This is a genomic window from Streptacidiphilus jeojiensis (assembly GCF_042510965.1).
GTDB lineage: Bacteria > Actinomycetota > Actinomycetes > Streptomycetales > Streptomycetaceae > Streptacidiphilus > Streptacidiphilus jeojiensis.
The window spans coordinates 239,691-262,073 of sequence record NZ_JBEUKS010000004.1 but is presented as its reverse complement, the minus strand read 5'-3'; the positions used below and the strand labels follow the sequence as shown (position 1 = coordinate 262,073).

Annotated in this window: 22 protein-coding genes and 3 tRNA genes; 14 read left to right on the top strand and 11 right to left on the bottom strand. The window is 70.7% G+C overall.

The features are described from left to right. Nucleotides 1-54: 54 nt before the first annotated feature. The 6 genes from gyrA (at nucleotide 55) to ABUW04_RS13525 (ending at nucleotide 4,705) form a co-directional block, all read left to right on the top strand. Nucleotides 55-2,715, top strand: a complete 2,661-nt coding sequence (gene gyrA, locus ABUW04_RS13550) for a DNA gyrase subunit A (protein ID WP_380564713.1) — start codon at nucleotides 55-57, stop codon at nucleotides 2,713-2,715. A 240-nt stretch (nucleotides 2,716-2,955) separates the two neighbouring features. Continuing rightward, a complete protein-coding gene (locus ABUW04_RS13545; RefSeq protein WP_380564712.1) occupies nucleotides 2,956-3,648 on the top strand; it encodes a DUF3566 domain-containing protein in 693 nt (230 codons plus the stop codon). 104 nt (nucleotides 3,649-3,752) lie between these two features. After that, nucleotides 3,753-3,826: transfer RNA gene (locus ABUW04_RS13540), tRNA-Ile, on the top strand. 77 nt (nucleotides 3,827-3,903) lie between these two features. Then, entirely contained in the window at nucleotides 3,904-4,236 is a 333-nt protein-coding gene (locus ABUW04_RS13535; RefSeq protein ID WP_030254659.1) for a DUF6191 domain-containing protein, read from the top strand. Between the two features lie 142 nt (nucleotides 4,237-4,378). Then, a complete protein-coding gene (locus ABUW04_RS13530; RefSeq protein WP_221201912.1) occupies nucleotides 4,379-4,510 on the top strand; it encodes a DLW-39 family protein in 132 nt (43 codons plus the stop codon). A gap of 122 nt (nucleotides 4,511-4,632) precedes the next feature. Continuing rightward, nucleotides 4,633-4,705: transfer RNA gene (locus tag ABUW04_RS13525), tRNA-Ala, on the top strand. A gap of 95 nt (nucleotides 4,706-4,800) precedes the next feature. Here ABUW04_RS13525 and ABUW04_RS13520 read toward each other — a convergent pair. Continuing rightward, complete coding sequence (locus tag ABUW04_RS13520) at nucleotides 4,801-5,658, bottom strand: DUF5324 family protein (RefSeq protein ID WP_380564711.1); 858 nt, start codon at nucleotides 5,656-5,658, stop codon at nucleotides 4,801-4,803. A gap of 206 nt (nucleotides 5,659-5,864) precedes the next feature. Between ABUW04_RS13520 and ABUW04_RS13515 the strand changes: the two genes are divergently transcribed. After that, nucleotides 5,865-6,392, top strand: coding sequence for a peptidylprolyl isomerase (locus tag ABUW04_RS13515; protein WP_030254392.1), 528 nt, complete (start codon nucleotides 5,865-5,867; stop codon nucleotides 6,390-6,392). 109 nt (nucleotides 6,393-6,501) lie between these two features. Further along, on the top strand, nucleotides 6,502-7,362 hold the full coding sequence (locus ABUW04_RS13510) for a rhomboid family intramembrane serine protease (RefSeq protein WP_030254389.1): 861 nt from the start codon (nucleotides 6,502-6,504) through the stop codon (nucleotides 7,360-7,362). A 248-nt stretch (nucleotides 7,363-7,610) separates the two neighbouring features. On the opposite strand, the gene crgA is transcribed toward ABUW04_RS13510, so the two are convergent. After that, entirely contained in the window at nucleotides 7,611-7,865 is a 255-nt protein-coding gene (gene crgA / locus ABUW04_RS13505) for a cell division protein CrgA (RefSeq protein WP_030254386.1), read from the bottom strand. A 255-nt stretch (nucleotides 7,866-8,120) separates the two neighbouring features. On the opposite strand from crgA, the gene ABUW04_RS13500 reads away from it, so the two are divergent. The 5 genes from ABUW04_RS13500 (at nucleotide 8,121) to ABUW04_RS13480 (ending at nucleotide 11,752) form a co-directional block, all read left to right on the top strand. Further along, nucleotides 8,121-8,813, top strand: a complete 693-nt coding sequence (locus ABUW04_RS13500) for a DUF881 domain-containing protein (RefSeq protein WP_084714267.1) — start codon at nucleotides 8,121-8,123, stop codon at nucleotides 8,811-8,813. 156 nt (nucleotides 8,814-8,969) lie between these two features. Then, nucleotides 8,970-9,281 (top strand): hypothetical protein, encoded by a 312-nt coding sequence (locus ABUW04_RS13495; RefSeq protein WP_380565047.1) that lies wholly within the window; start codon nucleotides 8,970-8,972, stop codon nucleotides 9,279-9,281. Continuing rightward, nucleotides 9,281-9,922, top strand: coding sequence for an aminodeoxychorismate/anthranilate synthase component II (locus ABUW04_RS13490; RefSeq protein WP_380564710.1), 642 nt, complete (start codon nucleotides 9,281-9,283; stop codon nucleotides 9,920-9,922). Before ABUW04_RS13495 ends, ABUW04_RS13490 begins: the two co-directional genes overlap by 1 nt. After that, nucleotides 9,919-10,935 (top strand): class E sortase, encoded by a 1,017-nt coding sequence (locus tag ABUW04_RS13485; protein ID WP_380564709.1) that lies wholly within the window; start codon nucleotides 9,919-9,921, stop codon nucleotides 10,933-10,935. Before ABUW04_RS13490 ends, ABUW04_RS13485 begins: the two co-directional genes overlap by 4 nt. A 64-nt stretch (nucleotides 10,936-10,999) precedes the next feature. Continuing rightward, nucleotides 11,000-11,752: a class E sortase gene (locus ABUW04_RS13480; protein WP_380564708.1), complete on the top strand. Its 753-nt coding sequence runs from the start codon at nucleotides 11,000-11,002 to the stop codon at nucleotides 11,750-11,752. Nucleotides 11,753-11,755: 3 nt separating this feature from the next. Here ABUW04_RS13480 and ABUW04_RS13475 read toward each other — a convergent pair whose 3' ends face one another. The 7 genes from ABUW04_RS13475 to ABUW04_RS13445 all read right to left on the bottom strand — a co-directional run bounded on the left by ABUW04_RS13475 (nucleotide 11,756) and on the right by ABUW04_RS13445 (nucleotide 20,677). After that, nucleotides 11,756-12,184, bottom strand: a complete 429-nt coding sequence (locus ABUW04_RS13475; protein ID WP_380564707.1) for a PPOX class F420-dependent oxidoreductase — start codon at nucleotides 12,182-12,184, stop codon at nucleotides 11,756-11,758. A gap of 127 nt (nucleotides 12,185-12,311) precedes the next feature. Beyond that, entirely contained in the window at nucleotides 12,312-14,267 is a 1,956-nt protein-coding gene (gene pknB / locus ABUW04_RS13470; protein WP_380564706.1) for a Stk1 family PASTA domain-containing Ser/Thr kinase, read from the bottom strand. A 216-nt stretch (nucleotides 14,268-14,483) separates the two neighbouring features. Further along, nucleotides 14,484-15,938: a peptidoglycan D,D-transpeptidase FtsI family protein gene (locus ABUW04_RS13465; RefSeq protein WP_380564705.1), complete on the bottom strand. Its 1,455-nt coding sequence runs from the start codon at nucleotides 15,936-15,938 to the stop codon at nucleotides 14,484-14,486. Between the two features lie 49 nt (nucleotides 15,939-15,987). Then, nucleotides 15,988-17,415, bottom strand: a complete 1,428-nt coding sequence (locus ABUW04_RS13460) for an FtsW/RodA/SpoVE family cell cycle protein (protein ID WP_051725343.1) — start codon at nucleotides 17,413-17,415, stop codon at nucleotides 15,988-15,990. A gap of 52 nt (nucleotides 17,416-17,467) precedes the next feature. After that, nucleotides 17,468-19,024: a PP2C family protein-serine/threonine phosphatase gene (locus ABUW04_RS13455; protein ID WP_030254359.1), complete on the bottom strand. Its 1,557-nt coding sequence runs from the start codon at nucleotides 19,022-19,024 to the stop codon at nucleotides 17,468-17,470. Nucleotides 19,025-19,191: 167 nt separating this feature from the next. Further along, nucleotides 19,192-19,725 (bottom strand): FHA domain-containing protein FhaB/FipA, encoded by a 534-nt coding sequence (locus ABUW04_RS13450; protein WP_030254357.1) that lies wholly within the window; start codon nucleotides 19,723-19,725, stop codon nucleotides 19,192-19,194. 10 nt (nucleotides 19,726-19,735) lie between these two features. After that, nucleotides 19,736-20,677 (bottom strand): FhaA domain-containing protein, encoded by a 942-nt coding sequence (locus ABUW04_RS13445; RefSeq protein ID WP_030254355.1) that lies wholly within the window; start codon nucleotides 20,675-20,677, stop codon nucleotides 19,736-19,738. Nucleotides 20,678-21,095: 418 nt separating this feature from the next. On the opposite strand from ABUW04_RS13445, the gene ABUW04_RS13440 reads away from it, so the two are divergent. Continuing rightward, nucleotides 21,096-21,178 (top strand) — tRNA-Leu (locus ABUW04_RS13440). 149 nt (nucleotides 21,179-21,327) lie between these two features. On the opposite strand, the gene ABUW04_RS13435 is transcribed toward ABUW04_RS13440, so the two are convergent. Together ABUW04_RS13435 and ABUW04_RS13430 are read right to left on the bottom strand one after the other, a co-directional pair. Continuing rightward, nucleotides 21,328-21,987, bottom strand: coding sequence for a double zinc ribbon domain-containing protein (locus tag ABUW04_RS13435; protein WP_030254353.1), 660 nt, complete (start codon nucleotides 21,985-21,987; stop codon nucleotides 21,328-21,330). Between the two features lie 177 nt (nucleotides 21,988-22,164). Beyond that, nucleotides 22,165-22,350 (bottom strand): 2-hydroxymuconate tautomerase, encoded by a 186-nt coding sequence (locus ABUW04_RS13430; protein ID WP_030254350.1) that lies wholly within the window; start codon nucleotides 22,348-22,350, stop codon nucleotides 22,165-22,167. Nucleotides 22,351-22,383 lie beyond the last annotated feature (33 nt).

The following is a 22,383-nucleotide window of genomic DNA, read 5'->3' as shown; positions in this document are numbered from 1 at the left end:
TACGAGCACGTCAGACGGTCCCTGGCAGCACGCACGAGAGGAAACTGACCAGCAGTGGTCGACGACGACAACCCCACCACGCCCGAGGGCCCCGAGGGCGACGCAGCCGAGGGGCAGACCGCCCCGGTCGAGGGCAACCTGCGGATCGAGCAGGTCGAGCTCGAGAGCGAGATGCAGCGCTCCTACCTCGACTACGCCATGAGCGTCATCGTGAGCCGCGCCCTGCCCGAGGTCCGGGACGGCCTCAAGCCGGTCCACCGCCGGGTGCTCTACGCGATGTACGACGGCGGCTACCGCCCGGAGAAGGGCTACTACAAGTGCGCCCGCGTCGTCGGCGACGTCATGGGCAACTACCACCCGCACGGCGACACGTCGATCTACGACACCGTGGTGCGCCTGGCGCAGCCCTGGTCGCTGCGGATGCCGCTGGTGGACGGCAACGGCAACTTCGGTTCTCCGGGCAACGACCCGGCGGCGGCCATGCGCTACACCGAGTGCAAGATGATGCCGCTGGCCATGGAGATGATGCGGGACATCGACGAGGAGACCGTCGACTTCTCCGCCAACTACGACGGCCGCTCGCAGGAGCCGGACGTCCTGCCGGCCCGCTTCCCCAACCTGCTGGTCAACGGCGCCACCGGGATCGCGGTCGGCATGGCCACCAACATCCCGCCGCACAACCTGCGCGAGGTCGCCTCCGGCGCGCTGTGGTACCTGAACAACCCCACCGCCTCCAGCGAGGAACTGCTGGAGGCGCTGATCGAGCGGATCAAGGGCCCGGACTTCCCCACCGGCGCGCTGATCGTCGGCCGCCGCGGCATCGAGGACGCCTACCGCACCGGTCGCGGCTCGATCACCATGCGCGCGGTGGTCGAGGTCGAGGAGATCCAGGGCCGCCAGTGCCTGGTGATCACCGAGCTGCCCTACCAGGTCAACCCGGACAACCTGGCGCTGAAGATCGCCGACCTGGTGAAGGACGGCCGGGTCGGCGGCATCGCCGACGTCCGCGACGAGTCCTCGTCCCGGACCGGGCAGCGCCTGGTGATCGTGCTCAAGCGCGACGCGGTCGCCAAGGTGGTGCTGAACAACCTCTACAAGCACACCGACCTGCAGACCAACTTCGGCGCCAACATGCTGGCCCTGGTCGACGGGGTGCCGCGGACGCTGGCGATCGACGCCTTCATCCGGCACTGGGTCAACCACCAGGTCGAGGTCATCGTCCGGCGCACCACCTTCCGGCTGCGCAAGGCCGAGGAGCGGGCCCACATCCTGCGCGGGCTGCTCAAGGCGCTGGACGCGATCGACGAGGTCATCGCCACCATCCGGCGCTCGCAGACGGTCGAGGAGTCCCGCCGGGGCCTGATGGCGCTGCTGTCGATCGACGAGATCCAGGCCAACGCGATCCTGGAGATGCAGCTGCGCCGGCTGGCCGCGCTGGAGCACCAGAAGATCACGGCCGAGTACGACGAGCTGATGGCCAAGATCAACGAGTACAACGCGATCCTGGCCTCCCCGGACCGGCAGCGCGCGATCATCGCCGAGGAGCTGGCGGTCATCGTGGAGAAGTACGGGGACGACCGTCGCTCCACGCTGATCCCCTACGAGGGGGACATGTCGGTCGAGGACCTCATCGCCGAAGAGGACATCGTCGTCACCATCACCCGCGGCGGGTACGTCAAGCGCACCCGCAGCGACCTCTACCGCTCGCAGAAGCGCGGCGGCAAGGGCGTGCGCGGCGCCCAGCTGAAGCAGGACGACATCGTCGACCACTTCTTCGTGACCACCACGCACAACTGGATCCTGTTCTTCACCAACAAGGGCCGGGTCTACCGGGCCAAGGGCTACGAGCTGCCGGACGCCGGCCGCGACGCCCGCGGCCAGCACGTGGCCAACCTGCTGGCGTTCCAGCCGGGCGAGCACATCGCCCAGGTGATGGCGGTGCGCACCTACGAGGCCGCCCCGTACCTGATCCTGGCCACCCGCGAGGGCCTGGTGAAGAAGACTCCGCTGAAGGACTACGACTCGCCGCGCTCCGGCGGTCTGATCGCGATCAACCTGCGCACCGACGAGGAGGGCCGCGACGACGAGCTGATCGGCGCGGTGCTGGTGTCCGCCGAGGACGACCTGCTGCTGGTCAGCAAGAAGGCCCAGGCGATCCGGTTCACCCCGACCGACGAGGCGCTGCGGCCGATGAGCCGGGCCACCTCGGGTGTGAAGGGTATGAGTTTCCGTGAGGGCGACGAACTGCTCTCGCTGAACGTCATCCGTCCCGGTACCTATGTGTTCACCGCGACCGACGGCGGTTACGCCAAACGGACCAAGGTGGACGAGTACCGTGTTCAGGGACGTGGTGGGCTGGGGATCAAGGCAGCCAAGATCGTCGAGGACCGGGGCACCCTGGTCGGAGCGCTGGTTGTGGAGGAAACGGACGAAATCCTGGCAATCACCCTGGGCGGCGGAGTGATTCGCACCCGGGTTGCCGAAGTTCGTGAAACCAGTCGTGACACCATGGGCGTCCAACTGATCAACCTGGGTAAGCGGGACGCCGTCGTCGGCATCGCCCGCAACGCCGAGGGAGCCGGTGAGGACGACCTGGACGAGAACGGCGAGGACGGCACCGAGGACACCGCGGCAGCGGAGTCGGGTGGTGCCGGCGCAGGGTCCGGGGCAGTCGACAACGGGGACGGCGAAGAGGCGGACGCTTCGTCCGACTAGTCGCCGCACCGGCTGCGAGTCGACTGACACAAGGACACGGACCAGCACCGACCGGTGCCGGCGGGGAATTGCGGGAGGACCAGGGTGAGTGGAGCCAACGGCGCGGCAGGTGGTGCCGGCGGCGCCGCCGCGGGGCGGCAGGGACCGGGTGCGCCCCCGGGCGGTGCGGCAGGCAGTCCTGCCGACCGCACTCCGGGATTTGGACAGGCCGGCCCGAACGCTGCCGGGACGACGTCGATGATGCCGACGGTCACGGGGGGCACGCCGCCGCGCGCGCCCGCCGTGGGCGGCGGCAGCGGCGGTGGCGGTGGCGGCGGCAACCCGCGCCGCCGCCAGGGCGGGGCGCAGGGCCAGCAGGCCACCGCGACCCCGGCCGCGGCTCCGGCGGCCCCGGAGCGGTCCGGCTACTCGACGCCGACGACGTACCAGAAGGGCCAGGCGACGCCCGCGGCCGGTACCCGGGTGCCGCCGGCCGTGGCGTCCCCCGCCGCCGCTGCCGCGCCCGCGGCCACCAGGCGTTCCGGAGGGCCCGCCGCCGGGCCCGCGGCGCCGCCGTCCGGCCGGACCCGCAGGGCGCGGCTGCGGGTCTCCCGCACCGACCCCTGGTCGGTGATGAAGGTCAGCTTCCTGCTGTCCATCGCGATGGGCATCGTCACGGTGGTGGGCGTCTCGCTGCTGTGGATGGTGCTGGACACCGCCGGCGTGTTCAGCTCGATCGGCGGCACCCTGAAGCAGGCCACCGGGTCCGACACCACCGGCGGGTTCGACCTCCAGTCGTACCTGTCCTTCGGCAATGTGCTCACCTTCACCGCCCTGGTCGCGGTGATCGACGTGGTGCTGATGACGGCCCTGGCGACGCTGGGCTCCTTCATCTACAACACCGCCGCCGGCATCACCGGCGGTGTCGAGCTGACCCTCGCGGAGGAGGAGTAGCCCCTCCGCGGACCGTTCGCAGCCCGCCGCTACGGGGGGCTGCGAACGGATTTGGGCAGATCGGCATAGGTGCGCTAATCTTTCAACGCAACGCAACGCAGCGCGGACCTATAGCTCAGACGGTTAGAGCGCTTCCCTGATAAGGAAGAGGCCGGAGGTTCAAGTCCTCCTAGGTCCACCGCACTCGGAGGCGGACATCGGAAACGGTGTCCGCCTCTGCTGCTTTCACCCGTCAGCTCACTGTCGGAGGATGCGATGCCCGCCCTGTTCGCGATGACGATCCCCGGTCTGGTCTGCCTGCTGGCGCTGCTCGCGCTGGTCGACCAGTTGGCGCTGCGGGCCGGGCGGGCCCGGTGGATCCCCTGGCGCGGGACGGGGCGGGAGGGGCAGATCTCCGCCACCGGCTTCGAGCAGCTGCACGCCACCTTCGCGGCCGGCAAGCAGCGCGAGCTGGACGAGCGGAAGAGCTCGCTGATGCTGCGGGACGACCAGGGCGACGGCGCCCCGCCGCGCACCCGGGTGGACCTGGACGGCGGCAGGGCGGTCGTCCGGCTGCCGGAGGACCGCCCGGCCCCCCGGAACAGCTGATACCACGTCAACCCGGTGCGGTGGGGCCCCGAGTGCAGCCCGTCCTGCCCCGCCTACCAGGTGTGTATCATCGGCCGGAAGGACGGCAGCCCCTCCCGGCTGCCGCCGTTCCAGTACCGGCACAGAAGGACGAGGTCGCGCGGTGAAGAAGCTTCTCCTGGTAGTCCTGGCTGCTCTTGGTGGGTACTTCGTGTACCGCCAGGTCCAGGCGGACCGCGCCGAGCAGGACCTGTGGACCGAGGCGACGGACGCGGTCCCGGTCGGCGCCCGCTGACGGTCCGGTCCGCTGACGGCCCGGCCGGTTCCGGGCCGGGGCTGGACCCGGAACAATCGAGGTCAGGATTGTCTCCGGGAACCGGTACCCTAGTGCGCGGCGGTTCCGACAGGTCCCGCTGAGGGGCCTTAGCTCAGTTGGTAGAGCGCCGTCTTTGCATGGCGGATGTCAGGGGTTCGACTCCCCTAGGCTCCACAGAGACCACACGAGATCACAGCAGGCAGCAGCACCGGAGCCCCCACCCGCAGCGCGGGTGGGGGCTCCGTCGTTCCCCGGCGTCGTTCCCCGGCTCAGGACTTCTTCCTGCGTCCCGGCTTGTCGGCGTCGGCCGGGTCGTCCGTCACGGCGGCGTCCACCGGATCGGCGAAACCCTCGGCGTCGGCCTCGGCGGCCGCCTTGGCCTCGACGTCGGGGGACAGCGGCATCGCGTCGGCGGCGGACGCGGTGGCACCGGTGCCGGTGCCGGCCGTGGCCGGGGTCGAGCGCAGCGGCAGCGGGCTGGCCGGGGGCTCCACCAGCCAGTCGGGGTTGCTCTGCTTCTGCCACCACTTCCAGGCCATCAGGCCGCCGCCGGCCACCGCGCCCAGGCCGACCAGGACCAGGAATCGCCGGGCCCGGCGGGTGCGCCGGCGGCTGTGCCGGGCGGCCAGCGCCTCGACCTCGGCCAGGGACACCTGGCCGCGCAGCACCGGCAGCGCCGCCGCCCCGCGGTCGTGGGCCACCTGGGCGGCCTGGGCCGCGGCCTGCGCGGCCTCGTCCCAGGCGTGCGAGACGGCCGGCAGGGCCGTCTCCCGGGCCTGGAGCGCGGCCACGGCGGCCGACCTGCGCGCCGACCCGGCGGCCCGGCGGGTGCGCCGGGCGGCCTTGCCCACCGCGTCCTCGACCGTCGGCGGGACGTGCTCCCGCGCCTGCTCCAGCAGCGGGGTCACCCGGGGCGCCACCTTGCCGTCCACGGTGCTCTGGGCGGCCTGCTGCGCCGCGGAGGCCGCCGCCCGGGCCTGCTCCACGGCGGCCTCGATGCGCGGGGCCAGCCGCTGCCATGCCTCGTCGGTGTAGTGCGCTGCCGCGTCCCGTGCGCTCACGGCATAGGGGGCGAGCTGCTCCCGGGTCTTCCCGGCAGCCTCACGCGCTGCGTCGATGCGGGTCACCAGTACCTCCTCCTCGATGGCGTCCGATTTCTCACCTGTCCACCCAGTTAAGGTTCATGCGCCCGGGAACGATCCAAGGCGCGCCGGTGCGGCCTCGGGGCGGACCGGCGGTACCGGACGTCTCCTCGCATCCTGCTCCTCTGCGCCGGTTTGTGCAGGGCATGGGAGGATTCCGGTGTCAGCGCAGGACTGCAGGAAGGCACATCGTGGCCGAGGAACTGTTCGCCACTCTCAGGACCAACCACGGGGACATCGAGGTCAAGCTCTTCCCGAACCACACCCCCAAGACGGTCGCCAACTTCGTGGAGCTCGCCGAGGGCACCCGGGAGTGGACCGACCCGCGTACCGGCGCCAAGTCGCAGTCGCCGCTCTACGACGGCACGGTCTTCCACCGGGTGATCGCCGACTTCATGATCCAGGGCGGTGACCCGCTGGGTACCGGCACCGGCGGCCCGGGCTACCAGTTCGCCGACGAGTTCCACCCCGACCTGGCCTTCGACCGCCCCTACCTGCTGGCGATGGCCAACGCGGGCCCGGGCACCAACGGCTCCCAGTTCTTCATCACGGTCGCGCCGACCACCTGGCTGAACCGCAAGCACACCATCTTCGGCGAGGTCAGCGGAGAGGCCGGCCGCAAGGTCGTGGACTCGATCGTGGGCACCAAGGTGACGCCGTTCAACGACCGCCCGGTCGAGGACGTGGTGATCGAGTCGGTGCGGATCTCCCGGCGGTAGCAGCGCTGTCCCCGGCCCGGTCGCCCGTAGGCTTGTTCTGCGGGGGGCCGGGCCGGGAGCATGTGGTGAGAAGCTGCTGCCTGCGAAGGCACCGAGAAGGCAGGATGAGATGCTCTCCGACCAGCCCGCACCCTCCGACCGGCCGCAGGCGCACACCCTGCCCGACTGCTACCGCCATCCGGGGCGGGAGACCGGGGTGTCCTGCACCCGGTGCGGGCGTCCGGTGTGCCCGGAGTGCCGGGTCGAGGCCGCGGTGGGCTTCCAGTGCCGGGAGTGCGTGCACGGCGGCAACACGGCGGTGCGGGAGGCGCGCACCGAGTTCGGCGGGCGGCTGGTCGGCGACCGGGCGCTGGTCACCAAGATCCTGATCGGGATCAACGTGGTGGTGTGGGTGCTGGGCTGGAAGGTGCTGGACGCCAACCAGCTGGACCACCTGTACATGTGGGGCAACGGGGTGGCCGACGGCCAGTGGTACCGGATGATCACCTCGGTGTTCTTCCACACCGCGATCCTGCACATCGCCATGAACATGTGGTCGCTGTGGGTGCTGGGGCCGCCGCTGGAGCAGCTGCTGGGCCGCTGGCGCTTCCTGGCGCTGTACCTGGTGTCGGGGCTGGCCGGTTCGGCGCTGCAGCTGATCGCGGCGCCGGACACGGCGGCGCTGGGGGCCTCCGGGGCGATCTTCGGGCTGCTGGGCGCGCTGCTGGTGATCCAGCGCCGGCGCGGCTTCTCGCTGGGGCCGATCGTGGCGATCGTGGTGGTGAACCTGGTGGCGACGTTCTCGATCCCGGGCATCAGCTGGGAGGCGCATGTCGGCGGCCTGGTCGGCGGTCTGCTGATCGGGTTCGGCCTGGCGCACGCCCCGGCCTCCCCGCCCCGCAGGAGGGCGCTGGTCCAGGCCGGATCGGTGCTGGTGGTCTTCGTCCTGGTGCTGGTGGCGACCCTGGTCGGGGTGGCCGCGATCAGCTGAGCCCCGACGGTCCCGCTGGTTGTCCACAGGAGGCCCGCACGGATGTGCGGGCCTCCTGTGTGCATCCGGGTCTACCCGCGTTCACCAGCCGATTCGTACGCCCGTCTGACTCTGCGCCGGTGGATTTATGCGGCGGGGGAATCAAGTTATCCACAGATAGTCATGGTTTTCCCCACTGTGGATAACCATGTGGACAACGCTGCCGGACCGGCTCGGACCGCCTGGGCGCCCGGACCTCCTGGTCCGCGCTACTTCCACTGCGTGGATACGCCGAACCCGCCCGCGATGAATGCGAAGCCGATGACGATGTTCCAGTTGCCGATGGCCGAGATCGGCCAGGCCGCACTGGACACGTAGTAGATGACGATCCACACGAGTCCGAGCAGGAACAGCCCCAGCATCAGTGGCGCGATCCAACTGCGTCCCGAACTCAGCCGCACCGCGGTGGCCGTGGCCGGCGGCGGGGTGTAGTCCGACTTCTTGCGGATCCGGGACTTCGGCACGAGGAGCACTCCTGTCGATGCGCTGCACTGCATGGCCCCTAGGGCGCCTGCTGAGCTGTGGGGTTGTGTGGGCAGGCGATGGCGCGGGGCCCGGGGGCACCGCATACCTCTCCAGCGTCCGTTAGCGTAGTGGCTTGCGGAGTCAGAAGGAGATAAGGGTACGTGGCAGATTCGCAAGAAGTTCCGCCCGTGACCGAAGCCGGGACCGAACCGTCACCCAGGAGCACCCGAATTGTCGGGCGTATCGCGACATGTATGGTCTTCGCACTCGCAGGATTTCTGTTCTATGTGAGTTCTCAGACCGCGCACGGAACGTCGCTCCGCAATGACGACACCCTGCTCCGGCTCTCCGATCTGATACAGCAGCGGAGCCAGGAGAACGCCCAGGCGGAGAAGGCCGTCGCCGGGCTGCGGGCGCAGATCGACGCGCTCGCCGCGCAGCACGCCCAGAACCCGGCGGACGCCGGGCGGCTGGCCGCGCTCGAACAGCAGGCCGGGCTCGACCCGCTGAAGGGGGCCGGGGTGACGGTCACCCTGGACGACGCGCCCAGCGGGGCCACCGCCAAGATCCCCGGGGTGCCCCAGCCCCAGCCGGACGACCTGGTGGTGCACCAGCAGGACCTGCAGGCCGTGGTCAACGCGCTGTGGCAGGGCGGCGCCACCGGGGTCCAGGTCCAGGACCAGCGGCTGATCTCCACCAGCGCGGTCCGCTGCGTCGGCAACCAGCTGATCCTGCAGGGGCGGGTCTACTCCCCTCCCTATGTGATCCGGGCCGTCGGCGACCAGCAGCGGCTGCTCGCGGCCATCGACGCCAACAGCTACATCCAGAACTACCTGCAGTACGTGGCCGCCTACGGCCTGGGCTGGAAACTCGACCGGTCCGGGGCGATGACCCTGCCCGCCTACTCGGGCACGGTGGACCTGCAGTACGCCCAGGCCGGGCAGTAGCCCGGGAGTACTCAGCGGGCACACAGGAAAAACGGACAAAACCGGTCGGTCCCGGTAGGAACGGTAAAGGCTGGCCGGGTGGCGCACCCTGTTCCGCGATCGCCCCGTACGCTGGTGCGGCAGTGACAGTCGGAGAAGGACAGCGGAGGGAGCGCGGTGTACGCCTGGATCTGGAACCGGCTGCCCGGCAACGCCCTGGTGCGCGCCTTCCTCTCGCTGGTCCTGTTCGTGGCCGTGGTGGCGGTGCTCTTCAAATGGATCTTCCCCTGGGCGGAACCGCTGCTCCCCTTCGGTGACGTCACAGTGGACAACGGCGGCACCAGCAGCGTGCAGCCGGTCGCGCCCGGGTCCACCCCGTCAGCGGGCGCATCCGCCAAGTCGTCCGCCAAGCCGTCCACCGCGCCCTCGCTCAACGGGGCCGCCCTGCCCACCTATGTGCCCCTCGTACCGACCGGAGTCGCTGCCTGATGGGTTCCCGCATCCTCGTCGTGGACAACTACGACAGCTTCGTCTTCAACCTGGTCCAGTACCTCTACCAGCTCGGCGCGGTCTGCGAGGTGGTGCGCAACGACGAGGTGACGGTGGACTCCGTCACCGCCGCGACCTACGACGGCGTGCTGCTGTCGCCGGGCCCGGGCACGCCGGAGGACGCCGGGGTGTGCGTGGAGATGGTGCACCACTGCGCCGCGGCGGGCATCCCGCTGTTCGGCGTCTGCCTGGGGCTGCAGTCCATCGCGGTCGCCCACGGCGCCGTGGTCGGGCGGGCCCCTGAACTGCTGCACGGCAAGACCTCGGCGGTCACCCACGAGGACGGCGGCGTCTTCGCCGGACTGCACTCGCCGCTCACCGCCACCCGCTACCACTCGCTGGCGGTGGAGCGCGACACCGTGCCGCCGGAGCTGGCGGTCACCGCGTGGACCGACTCCGGCATCGTGATGGGCCTGCGCCACCGGGACCTGCCCGTCGAGGGCGTGCAGTTCCACCCCGAGTCGGTACTCACCGAGGGCGGCCACCGGATGCTGGCGAACTGGCTCGCCGAGTGCGGCGACCCGGACGCCGTGGCCCGCTCGGCCGGCCTGGCTCCGGTGATCGGGCGGGCGGTCGCATGACCGCGCTGCGCCCGGAGCGCGGCGACAGTGCCGACGCCGATCCGGAGCCCTGGCAGGAGCCGAGCGTCTACTGGCCCGAGCAGGACGGCTACGACGGCTCCGAGACGCTGAAGCTGCGGGTCCCCGACGGAGTGCTGCCGCCGGAGCCGGGCGCGGCAGCGGACCTGGCCGCGGACCCGGCCGGGGCCTCCCCGGCCGGCGGGCGGGCCGAACGCCGCCGGGCCCAGCAGCGGTCCAGGCGGCGCGGCGGCTGGGCCGGGGCGGTGCTGTCGGCGCAGCCCCAGCGGCCGCCGCGGCCCAAGGTCAAGGAGAGCGTCGGCATCATCGTGGTGCGGCTGATGGGCGAGCTGTTCATCACCCTGGGCGTGGTGATGTTCCTGTTCGTCGCCTACCAGCTGTGGTGGACCAACGTCGCCGCCGACAACTACGCGCACGGCTCCGCCAAGACGCTGGAGCAGCAGTGGCAGCCGAACGGCTCGGCCGGCAGCGCGTCCAAGAGCCACCCCGCCTATCCGACCTCCATAGCCGCCGGCACCAAGTTCGCCATCATCTACATCCCCAAGCTGGATGTGATGACGCCGATCGCCGAGGGCGTGGACAAGGAGTCCATCCTCGACAACGGCCTGGTCGGGCACTACACGGGTGACCTGGAGACGGCCTTCCCGTGGGCCAAGACCGGCAACTTCGCGCTGGCCGGGCACCGCAACACGCACGGCGAGCCGTTCCGCTACATCAACAAGCTGGTCCCCGGCGACAAGATCGTCGTGGAGACCGCCTACGACTACTACACCTACACGGTGACCAGCACGCTCGGGCAGACCTCGCCGACCAACGTCAGCGTGATCCAGCCGGTGCCGCCGCAGTCCGGCTTCACCAAGCCGGGCCGCTACATCACCCTGACGACCTGTACGCCGGAGTTCACCTCCAAGTACCGGATGGCCGTCTGGGGCACGATGACCGAGGACCTGCCGAAGAGTTCCGGGAAGAAGCCCGCGGCGCTGCAGCAGGGATGACGGGACGTCGGGCGGGGCGTGCGGTCACCGACCGCAGGCCCCGCGCCCGAGGAGAACCGTTCCCATGCCGCTGTCGCCGTCCTCCCCCGGCCCCCGTCGTCCCCGCCCGCTGCTCGCCGCGGCCGGGGTGCTGGGCGAGCTGCTGATCACCCTGGGGGTGCTGCTGGGCCTCTTCGTCGTCTACTCGCTCTGGTGGACCGACGTGGTCGCCGACCGGAGCGCGGACGGCGACGCGGCCAGGGTCCGGCAGTCCTGGGCCGCTCCCCCGGCCGAGGCGGCCGGCCCGGGCGCCGCGGCGGACGCCCGTCCGCCGGCGCCGCGGGTGTACCGGGCCGGGGACGGGGTGGGCTTCCTGCACATCCCCAGGCTGGGGAAGGACTACGAGGTCCTGATCAAGATGGGCACCCGCACCGACGTCCTGAACGAGGGCGTGGCCGGGGTCTACCAGCAGCCCTACGCCGCCGCGATGCCCTGGGCGGGCTCCGGCAACTTCGCCATGGCGGCGCACCGGGACGGCCACGGCGCCAAGTTCCACGACCTGCCGGAACTGCGGCCCGGCGACAAGGTCGTCGTGGAGACCCGCTACACCTGGTACGTCTACACGGTCGACCGCACCCTCCAGCAGACCAGCAAGTACGACGTCGACGTCACCGCACCGGTCCCCGCGGAGTCCGGCTACCGCAGACCCGGCCGCTACCTCACCCTGACCACCTGCACCCCGGCCTACACCTCCCGCTACCGCATGGCCGTCTGGGCCTCGCTCACCCGCACCCAACGCGTCGACAAGGCTCGCGACCTCCCTGCGGAGCTGCGCTGACGGTCAGTCGGCGATGCCGGCGAAGGCGACGATCTTCTCGATGCGGACCCGTACCAGCAGTTCGCCCGGTACGCCGTTGCGCTCGCCGTAGGCCTCGGCCCGGTCCTCGCCCATGTAGCGGGCGGCGATCCTGGTCGCCCAGTGCCTGACCTCTGCGAGGTCCTCGCTGAGCACCGCGCGGCCCTCGGCGACGGCGAAGGAGAACGGCGGTCGGTCGTCGTCCACGCACAGCGCGACCCGGCCGTCCCGGGCCAGCGTGCGGCCCTTGACGGTGGCCTTGTTGGTGTTGAAGACCAGGTCGTCCCCGTCCAGCAGGAACCAGATCGGCGCGAGGTGCGGCCTGCCGTCGGCGCGGGTGGTGGCGAGCTTGCCGGTGCGGGTGCCCTCACTGAGGAAGGCCCGCCACTGCGGTTCGGTCATCGGGGTAGCCATGCGCCCATGATCGGACAGCCGGACGGATCACGCAGGAGGAAGGCCGAACACGCCTGAGGGGCCGTGGACGCCTGGTGCGGCGGCCACAGCCCCTCAGGGGGTTCTGCGAGGTACTCGGGGCCCGGGGCTAGTTGCCGTTGCCCCCGTTGTTGCCCCCGTTGTTTCCTCCGTTGACTCCTCCTAGGAACCCCGTGCCCGAGCTCTGGCTTGACGACGCCGAGGCACTGTCGCTGGGGCTGGAAGAGCTCGGCTGGGCCGGGTTGATCACCAGGTTCACGTTGGCGCCCTTGTCGACCTGGGCTCCCGACTGGGGCACGTCCTGGCCGTTGACCTGCTCGGAGATCACCGCACCGGCTTCGTAGTTGGTGTTGAAAGTGGGGCTCACCGTGGTCAGCGGGTTGAGCCCGGCGTTGGTCAGGGTCGTCTGCGCCGAAGTCCCCTGGCTGCCGACCAGGTACTGCACCGTCACCTGCGCCTTGCCGGTGGAGACGATCAGGTTGATCGTCGAGCCGAGCGGCTGCTGCGAGTTGGCGGCGGGGTTGGTGCCGATGACCTTGTTGTTGTCGATCGTGTCGCTGGACTGCGAGGTCTGGGTGCCCAGCTGGAAGCCGGCGGCCTCCAGCGCCGAGGTGGCGTCCTGGACCGACTTGTTGGAGACGTCCGGGACGGCCTTGGCGGCTGCGCCGGTGCTCAGGTGGACGGTGATGGTGGCGCCCGACTTCAGTTGGGTGCCGGCCACCGGGTCCTGGGTGCAGATCTTGCCCTTGTCGGCGGTGTTGGGGTCGCAGGAGATGGAGTTGCCCTGGACCACCGTGATGTTGCCGCCGGCGTTGGTCACCGACGTCTTCGCGGAGGCCAGGTCCTGGCCGACCAGCTGGGGCGCCGCCACGGTGCTGCTGCCGCTGCCCTTGAACATGGACGTGGCCACGAAGTAGGCACCGACCAGGACCAGCACCGCGGCGACCGCGAGGATGATCCACGAGGTGTTGCGGTTCCCGCCGCCGCTGCCGCCGGCCTTACGGCGGTCGCTGCGACCGCCGTAGCCGTCGTCGTAGCCCGAGCCGCTGTCGTAGCCGTCGCCGCCCACGTCGTAGCCCTGGCCGACGCCGGGCAGCAGGCTGGTCTGCCCGGCTACGCCCGCCGTCTGCGGCATGGCCGTGGTGCGGCCGTACGGGTCGGCCTGCTGGCCGTAGCCGGCCATCTGGCCGGCGCCGTAGGCGACGGTCTGGGCGGCGGCGACCGGGAGGCCGTCGAGGGCGCGCTCGATGTCCGCGCGCATCTCGTCGGCGCTCTGGTAGCGGTAGTCGCGGTCCTTGGCGAGCGCCTTCATCACGATGGCGTCGTACTCGGGCCGGATCTCCGGGTCGTAGACCGAGGGCGGCTGGGCCTCCTCGCGGACGTGCTGGTAGGCGACGGCCACCGGGGACTCGCCGACGAACGGCGGGCGCATGGTGAACAGCTCGTAGAGCAGGCAGCCGGTGGAGTACAGGTCGGAGCGCGCGTCGACCTGCTCGCCCTTGGCCTGCTCGGGGGAGAGGTACTGCGCGGTGCCGATGACCGCCGCGGTCTGCGTCATGGTCATCCCGGCGTCGCCCATGGCGCGGGCGATGCCGAAGTCCATCACCTTGACGGTGCCGTTGCGCGTCAGCATGACGTTCGCGGGCTTGATGTCGCGGTGGACGATGCCGTTGCGGTGCGAGTACTCCAGCGCCTGCAGCACGCCGGTGGTCATCTCCAGGGCGCGCTCGGGCAGCAGCCGCCGCCCGGAGTGCAGGAGCTCGCGCAGCGTGGACCCGTCGACGTACTCCATCACGATGTACGGGATGGAGATCCCGTCGATGTAGTCCTCGCCGGTGTCGTACACGGCGACGATCGAGGGGTGGTTCAGCGACGCGGCCGACTGTGCCTCGCGGCGGAAACGGGCCTGGTACGACGGATCGCGGGCCATGTCGGCCCGCAGCGTCTTCACAGCGACGGCGCGTCCGAGCCGGATGTCGTGGCCGAGGTAGACCTCTGCCATGCCGCCGCGTCCCAGGACGCCGCCCAGCTCGTACCGGCCGCCGAGGCGACGCGGTTCTTCCATGGTTCCAACCCTCTCCCTCGCCAGTGCCGAGGTTGATCTGTCGGTCCTGCTGCGGTCTGCGGTCATGGCACCGGTAGGGCACACCGCTGCTTGCGGATACGCTACCGGGCCCGGAGCCGGTTCCGACGCGGGAGGGGCAGCTTGATATGAGACCGGTATCGAGTGTCGGCGGTTCCCGGAGGGGCTGAACCGGGCCGGCGGCAGCCGGGCGACCGGTCACTTGCCGAGCGCTGCCTCCATCATCTTCTTGGCGATCGGCGCGGCCAGGCCGGAGCCGGAGATCTCGTCACGCTGGGCGTTGCTGTCCTCGACGACCACGGCGACCGCGACCTGCTTGTCGCCCATCTTGGCGTAGGAGACGAACCAGGCGTACGGGTTGTCGGAGTTGTTCTCGCCGTGCTGGGCGGTGCCGGTCTTGCCGCCGACGGTGGCGCCGGAGATCTGCGCCGGGGTGCCGGTGCCGTTCTGCACCACGTTGACCATCATGGTCTGGATCTCCTGGGCGACCTGCGGCGTGGTCGCCTGGGAGAGCACCGTCGGCTTGGTGGTGTCGATCACATCCAGGTTGGCCGAGCGCTCCTGGGCCACCAGGTAGGGCTTCATCAGGGTGCCGTTGTTGGCGATCGCGGCGGCGACCATGGCCATCTGCAGCGGGGTGGCCCGGGTGTCGAACTGGCCGATCGCGGACAGCGCGTTGGACGGCCGGTTGATCGCGGTGTCGTAGTTGCTCTTGGTGACGCCCACCGGGATGGTCAGCGAGGAGCTGTTGAAGCCGAACCTCGCCGCCTCGGCGGCCATCTTGTCGTTGCCGACCTCGTCGCCGATCTTGGCGAAGACTGTGTTGCAGGACACCTTCAGCGCGTCGTTCATGGACACGTTGAGACAGTTGTCACCGGCCTCGTTGACCAGCTTGGTGGAGGTCTGCGGCAGGGTGTAGGGGTCGGGCGAGTCGGTCTTGGCGTTGATGTCGGTGATCACGCCGTTCTCCAGCGCCGCCGCCGAGGTGACCAGCTTGAAGGTCGAGCCCGGCGGGTAGGTCTGCCGCAGCGCCCGGTTCAGCATCGGCTGCGACTTGTCCGCGTTGAGGCTGGTCCAGGCGGCCTGGTTGTCGCTGCCGGCGATGGACGACGGGTCGTAGGACGGCACGCTGACCAGGCCGAGGATCGCGCCGGTGGTCGGGTCCAGGGCGACCGCCGCGCCCTTCTTGCCGGCGCTGGTGAAGGCGTTGTACGCGGCCGTCTGCACCTTGGGGTCGATGGTGGTCACCACGTCGCCGCCCTGCTTGGGCTTGCCGGTGATCAGGTCCAGGGTGTTGCGGATGAACAGCCGCGAGTCGTTGCCGCTGAGGATCGGGTTCTCGACGTTCTCCAGCAGATTGCTGCCGTAGACCTGCGAGGAGAAGCCGGTCACCGGGGCGTAGACGGGCCCGTCGGTGTAGCCGCGCTTGTACTTGTAGGTGTTGCCGTCGACCTCGATGTCCTTGGTGACCGGCTTGCCCCCGACGATGATCTGGCCGCGGGGGTAGCTGTACGCCTCGATCAGGCCGCGCTTGTTGTTGGTGTTCTTGTCGAGCGAGCTCGCCTGGACGCCCTGGACGTAGTTCACCCTGATCATCAACGCGAGCACCAGGACCAGGCAGAACACCGAAACCCGGCGGATGGGTTTGTTCACTTGCCTGCTCCTCCTGGTACCGGTCAGTCAACTACTGTCTACACGCCCATCATGACGGTCCCAGCACCTGGGTCGGTTCTGTCGCGGTCTCCGGCGCCGGGGCCGGGCGCCGGGCCACGTCGCTGATCTTCAGCAGGATGGCGATCAGCGCCCAGTTGGTGATGACCGAGGACCCCCCCTGGGCCATGAACGGCAGAGTCATACCGGTCAGTGGGATGGTACCGGTCACGCCTCCGGCGACGATGAAGACCTGCAGTGCGAAGGCCCCGGACAGGCCGACCGCCAGCAGTTTGCCGAAGGGGTCGCGGGCGGCCAGGGCGGTCCGCAGTCCTCGTTCGAACAGCAGTGCGTAGAGCAGGAAGAGGGCCATCAGCCCGGCCAGGCCCAGCTCCTCGCCGATGGTGCCGAGGATGAAGTCGCTCTTGGCGGCGAAGCCGATCAGCCAGGAGTGGCCCTGCCCGAGTCCGGTGCCGAGGACGCCGCCGGCGCCCAGCGCGAACAGCGACTGACCGATCTGGCCCACCCCGCCGCCGTTCGGGGCCGCGGTCAGCGGGTGCAGCCAGTCGGTGATCCTGGACTGCACATGGGACTCGGTGGTGGCCACCGCCCAGAAGCCGAGACCGGCCATCAGCAGGCCGAAGAGGATCCAGCTGGTGCGCTCGGTGGCCACGTAGAGCATGATCACGAACACCCCGAAGAACAGCAGCGAGGTGCCCAGGTCGGTCTCGAAGACCAGGATCAGCAGGCTGAGCAGCCACACCGCGATGATCGGCCCCAGGTCGCGTCCGCGCGGCAGGTAGAGGCCCAGGAAGCGGCGGCTGGCCAGCGCCAGCGCGTCCCGCTTGGCCATCAGGTAGCCGGCGAAGAACACCGGCAGCACGATCTTGACGAACTCGCCGGGCTGGATCGAGAAGCTGCCCACGTGGATCCAGATCTTCGCGCCGAAGTCCGAGGCGCGGGCCGGCATGAAGGCCGGGATCGCCAGCAGCACCAGCGCGACCAGACCGGCGATGTAGGTGTAGCGCTGCAGTAAGCGGTGGTCCTTGAGCAGCACCATCACCCCGATGAACAGGGCGATGCCGAGGCCGGTCCAGATCAGCTGGTTCTGCGCGGCCGGGTAGTTGCGGGCGAGCTGGCGGGCCTTGTCCAGGCGCCAGATGAAGACCAGGCCCAGGCCGTTCAGCAGGGCGGCGATCGGCAGCATCAGCGGGTCGGCGTAGGGGGCGAAGCGGCGTACCGCGAGATGCGCCAGCAGCGCGAACAGGCCCATGCCCAGGCCGTACTCCAGCGTTCCGGCCGGGATCCTGCCGTCCATGGCCAGGCCGGTGTCGGCGTAGGCGAACAGCGGGATCAGCACCGCGAAGACCAGCAGTACCAGCTCGGTGTTGCGGCGGTTGGGGGCGCCCTGCGGCATGATCGTCGCGGTGCCGGTACCGGTACCGCGCGGGACGCGGCCCCGGGCGGCGGGGGCGGTCATGTTCCGACCGCCCGGGGCGTCGCCGCCCCGGGCCCGGAGATCCTGCGGTTGCTCAGGCGGCGACGCACTGGGCAGCCAGCTGTTGCTGCTGTTGGGTGCTCAGGGAGGAGGAGGCCGACGGGGAGGGGGTGGTGGCCGCGGCGGTCGCGGAGGCCGAGGCGGAGGGCTTGGCGGAGGCGCCGGCGCTCGGGCTCGCACTGGCGGTGCTGCCCGGCAGGGTGCCGGCCTTGACGGACTTGCAGACGTCCGCCTGGGTCTGCAGCGCTGCCAACTGGGTCTGCGCGTCCTTGAGGTTGGCGGTGGTGATGGTGTTCTTCACATGGGTCTGGTCGATCTGCGGCAGATCGGTCAGCTGGACCGTGGAGGGCTGGTAGACCTTGGACAGCTTGAGGCCGGCCAGGTTCTGGTTGACGCCCTTGTAGATCGCCACGGTACTGCCGTCGGCGCCGATGAAGTACTGGGTCTGGGTCCAGCGGTAGCCCAGGTACCCGGCGCTGCCGATCAGCGCCAGCACCACCAGCAGCACCACGGTCGGTACGGCCCAGCGCCTGCGGCCGGTGCGCTCCCGGCGGCGGCTGCGCCGGCCGCCCTCCTCGGGGAGGTAGTCCTCCTCGTCCTGGGCGTAGCCGTCGGTCTGCTCGCCGTACCCGGCGTCCTGGTAGCCGGCTTCCTGGTATCCGCCGTCCTGGTGGGCGCCGTCGGTGGAGCTGTCGTAGCCGGCCTCGGCCACGGCCACGCCGCCGGGCTGCTGCCGGCGTCCGAGCGAGGCGGCGCGGGCCGCCGGGGTGTTCGCCATGGTGTGGTGGCTGATCGTGGGCGGCCCGTCGGCGACCGCGCCCACCACCACCGGGGTGTCGGTGAAGTGGCCGGCCATGGTGTCGCCGTCGGTGACGTCCAGGACGTCCGCGACCACGCAGGTGATGTTGTCCGGGCCGCCGCCGCGCAGCGCCAGCTGGATCAGCTCGGCGACGGTCTGCTCGGGGGCGTAGTAGCTGCCGAGGGTCTCTTCCAGGGTCTGGTGGCTCACCACGCCGGAGAGGCCGTCGGAACAGATCAGATAGCGGTCCCCGGCCCGCACCTCACGGATCGACAGGTCGGACTCGACCTCGCCGGTGCCCATCAGCGCGCGCATGATCAGCGAACGCTGCGGGTGGGTGCTGGCCTCCTCCTCGGTGATCCGTCCCTCGTCGACCAGCCGCTGCACCCAGGTGTGGTCCTGGGTGATCTGCGACAGCGAGCCGTCGCGGAGCAGGTAGGCGCGGGAGTCGCCGATGTGGATCAGCCCGGCGCGCTGGCCGTCCCAGAGCAGCGCGGTGAGCGTGGTGCCCATGCCCTCCAGTGCGGGATCGCCCTCGACGAGCAGCCGCAGCCGCTCGTTGGCGCGGTCGGCCGCCTGGCTCAGTGCGGTCAGCGGGTCGGTGCCCGGCACGTCCTCGTCCAGCTCGACCATGGTGGAGAGGACCTCGGAGGAGGCCACCTCGCCGGCCGCCTGGCCGCCCATGCCGTCGGCCACGGCGAGCAGCCGCGGACCGGCGTAGCCGGAGTCCTCGTTGCCCTCCCGGATCATGCCCTTGTGCGACCCGGCGGCGAAGCGCAGCACGAGGCTCATGTGCCGTCCGCCCCCTTCCCTCGGTCCCCTGCGCGATGCCCCGGTGCAGCGTGCGTTGATGCATCGTACGGTGCCCGGCGCCGGCTGTCCGGGCGCGGGTGCGCGGAACCGCTGCCGTCGCCGTGCGGGTCGGGGACGGGGGGCTGCTGCCCATGCCTCATGCGTGACTACTTCCGCAGCTCGATGACGGTCCTGCCGATGCGGATGGCCGCGCCCGGCTGGAGCGGGGTGGGGCTGGTCAGCCGGGTCCGGTCCAGGTAGGTGCCGTTGGTGGACTGCAGGTCCTCGACGATCCACTGGCCGGTCTGGTCGGGGTAGATCCGGGCGTGCCGCGAGGACGCGTAGTCGTCGTCCAGGACGATGGTCGAGTCGTGGGCCCGGCCGAGGGTGATGGTCTGGCCCTGGAGCGCGACGGTGGTGCCGGCCAGCGACCCCTGGACCACCACGAGCTGGGTGGGGGCGCCGCGCCGCGGCCGGCCGCCGCCCTGGGTCTGCTGCCCGCGGGCCTCGCGCTGCGGCGGGGGCTGCTGACGGCCCGTCGGCGCGGCGGCGGCGCCGTTGCGGCGGCCGGCCGCCGCGGTGCGCTGCACGACCTTGGTGCCGAACAGGTCGCTGCGGATGACCTGCACCGCGACGATGACGAACAGCCACAGGACTGCGAGGAATCCCAGTCTCATGACGGTGAGGGTCAGTTCTGACATGTGCCCCGCGTCACCCTTCGGCTTGCCGGTAGACGATGGTGGTGCTGCCCATGACGATCCGTGAGCCGTCGCGCAGCGTAGCGCGCTGGGTGTGCTGTCCGTCGACCACGATGCCGTTGGTGGAGCCGAGGTCCAGGACCATCGAGGGCGAACCGATCCGGATCTCGGCGTGCTTGCGGGAGACCCCGGGGTCGTCCACCCGGATGTCGGCCTCGGTGCTGCGGCCCAGGACCACCACCGGCGTGCTCACCTGGTGGCGGTCGCCGTTGATCTCCAGCCAGCGCCGGGTCGTGGTGCCGGCGCCGTAGCCGCTGCCGGGCAGCGGCCTGACGTTGTTGTGGTCGGCCCCGGCGGCGTCGGGGCGGACGGCCGGCGGGGGCGGGGAGCCCGGCTGCACCGCGGGGAAGGCCGGCGCGGTCGGCGGCAGCGGGGGCACCTGCGGCTGCCAGGCCTCGGCCTGCCGGCCGCCGTAGGGCTGGCCGGCGCCGGGCTGGCCGCCGTAGGCGGGCTGCGCGGGCCGGGCCGGGGGCTGCTGGTACTGCTGCGCGTAGGGGTCGGCGGCCGGGGGCTGGGCCTCGGGGGCCGACTCGATCCGGCTGCGGACCCGGTACAGGCCGGTGTCCAGGTCCGCGGCCTGCTCCAGGGCGACCTTGAGCGGGCCCATGAAGGAGTAGCGCTGCGCCTGGGCGTATTCGCGGACCATCCCGGCCAGTTCCCCGCCGAGCTGAGCGGCGTAGGGGCTGAGCCGCTCGTAGTCGTGGGTGCTGAGCTCCACGATGAAGTCGTTGGGGACAACGGTGCGGTCGCGGTTCCAGATGCTGGCGTTGTTGTCGCACTCGCGCTGCAGCGCTCCGGCGATCTCCACGGGCTGCACTTCGGACTTGAACACCTTGGCGAAGGCGCCGTTGACGAATCCCTCGAGTCGCTGCTCGAACTTCTTCAGGGCTCCCACGGGGCACCCCCTTCCATCGGGCGTTCTGTCTCCGCCGCGCGGGCGCGCGGCGGCAGCATGCTTGTCGTCCTACTGATCGTATCTACGCCCGGGACCGACGTGCGGTTCCTCCGGGTAAGGAGGCGGCCACGTGGGGTCGGTCACGGCAGGACGGCGGTCTTGCAGCGGGTCACTGTATGAAGAATGCCATTGCGAGGGGCCCGACCGGTACGAGTCGGGGCGTGCAGGCTGAGACGTACCCGCAGTCGGGGGTGGTCATCCGTTGATCACCCGTTCGGCTTGGGCCCGACCGCCCCGGGGGCCGTCCCCGGCACGGTAATGGGTGGGCAGGAGCACCCCTCCGACGTGCTAATGTTCTTCTTGTCGAAAGGCGCTGCCGCAGAAAGCAGAGGCGGTGGAGCCGACGACAACACTCACTGCGCGAGTGGCGGAATGGCAGACGCGCTGGCTTCAGGTGCCAGTGTCCGAAAGGGCGTGGGGGTTCAAATCCCCCCTCGCGCACAACGGTCCCGCAGACCTCAGGGTCTGCGGGACTTCTTGTTTCCCGCACTGCCTGTTTCCCGGCACTGTGCTCCTCGACACCGCGGGAACGGACGACGGCCCCCGGCGGTGCGCCGGGGGCCGTCGTTCCTGTCCGGTTCGGACGGATGTCAGCGGCGGGTGCCGCAGTCGGGGCAGAAGGCGGCGCCCTGGGGGACCTCGGCGTTGCAGGAGCTGCAGTGGTCGGCCTGGGCCAGGCGGTGGCCGCAGCCGGGGCAGAAGCGGGCGCCGTGGGTCTCGGTGCTGCACTGGGGGCAGACCAGTTGGCGGCGCTGGCCGGTGTCGAAGGAGGCGGCCTGGGCGCTGCCGGTCTCGTAGGCGCGCTGCGAGACCGCGTCGTTGAGACCGCGCTGCTGGGCGGCGAGGGCCTCGGCGGCGGTGTCCGGGGCGCAGTTGAGGCACAGGCCCTGGGCGGCGTTCCAGCAGCGGCCGCAGACGTAGTTGGTGCAGCGGCCGCAGCGGTTGAAGTGGACCTTGGCGTCCTCGATGGACTTCTGGAAGGCGGCGTCCTTGGCCGGGCCCCAGTTGGCGCCGACCAGCCCGCCCAGCGCGCTGGTGGCCTCGCTGCCGGTGCGGCCGAACGCCCCCCAGGCGCTGCCCACCACGCGGTCGGCCCAGCCCGCCACCCGCCCGCTGGTGTAGGGCTCGAACGCGGAGCGCCAGGTGTCGTGGCAGCGCCAGCAGGAGAACTCGAACTGGAACCCGGCCCCGGTGCCGTGCTGTTCGCACAGGTCACGGTAGTTGTTTGCGAAGTAGATCTCGTTGCTCATGGCGCTGCTTCCCCCACACCCTGCTGTACCCGGTCGGATCCCCGCAGGCACAGATTGGCACAACGGCACGGCGGAGGGCACGGGTCGACGGATGTTCCGTTCCGAACCGTTATGTCCGCCGTGCCGTTGTGGGGTTGACGCTGTGCCAGGTGGTGCCGCCGGTGCTCGGAACCGCGGCTAGCGGTCGGAGAGCAGGGTGCCGCCGGTGGCCCAGTTCTCGGCGGGCAGTTCGTCGATGGTGACCCAGACCGACTCCGGCTTGTTCCCCATCACCCGCACGTAGGCGTCGGTGAGTTCGCGCACCAGGGCGCGCTTCTGCTCGTCGGTGCGGCCGGTGAGCTGCTTGACCTGGATGAGCGGCACGGTGCTGGCTCCTGGGGGAGAGGGGGGAACGGG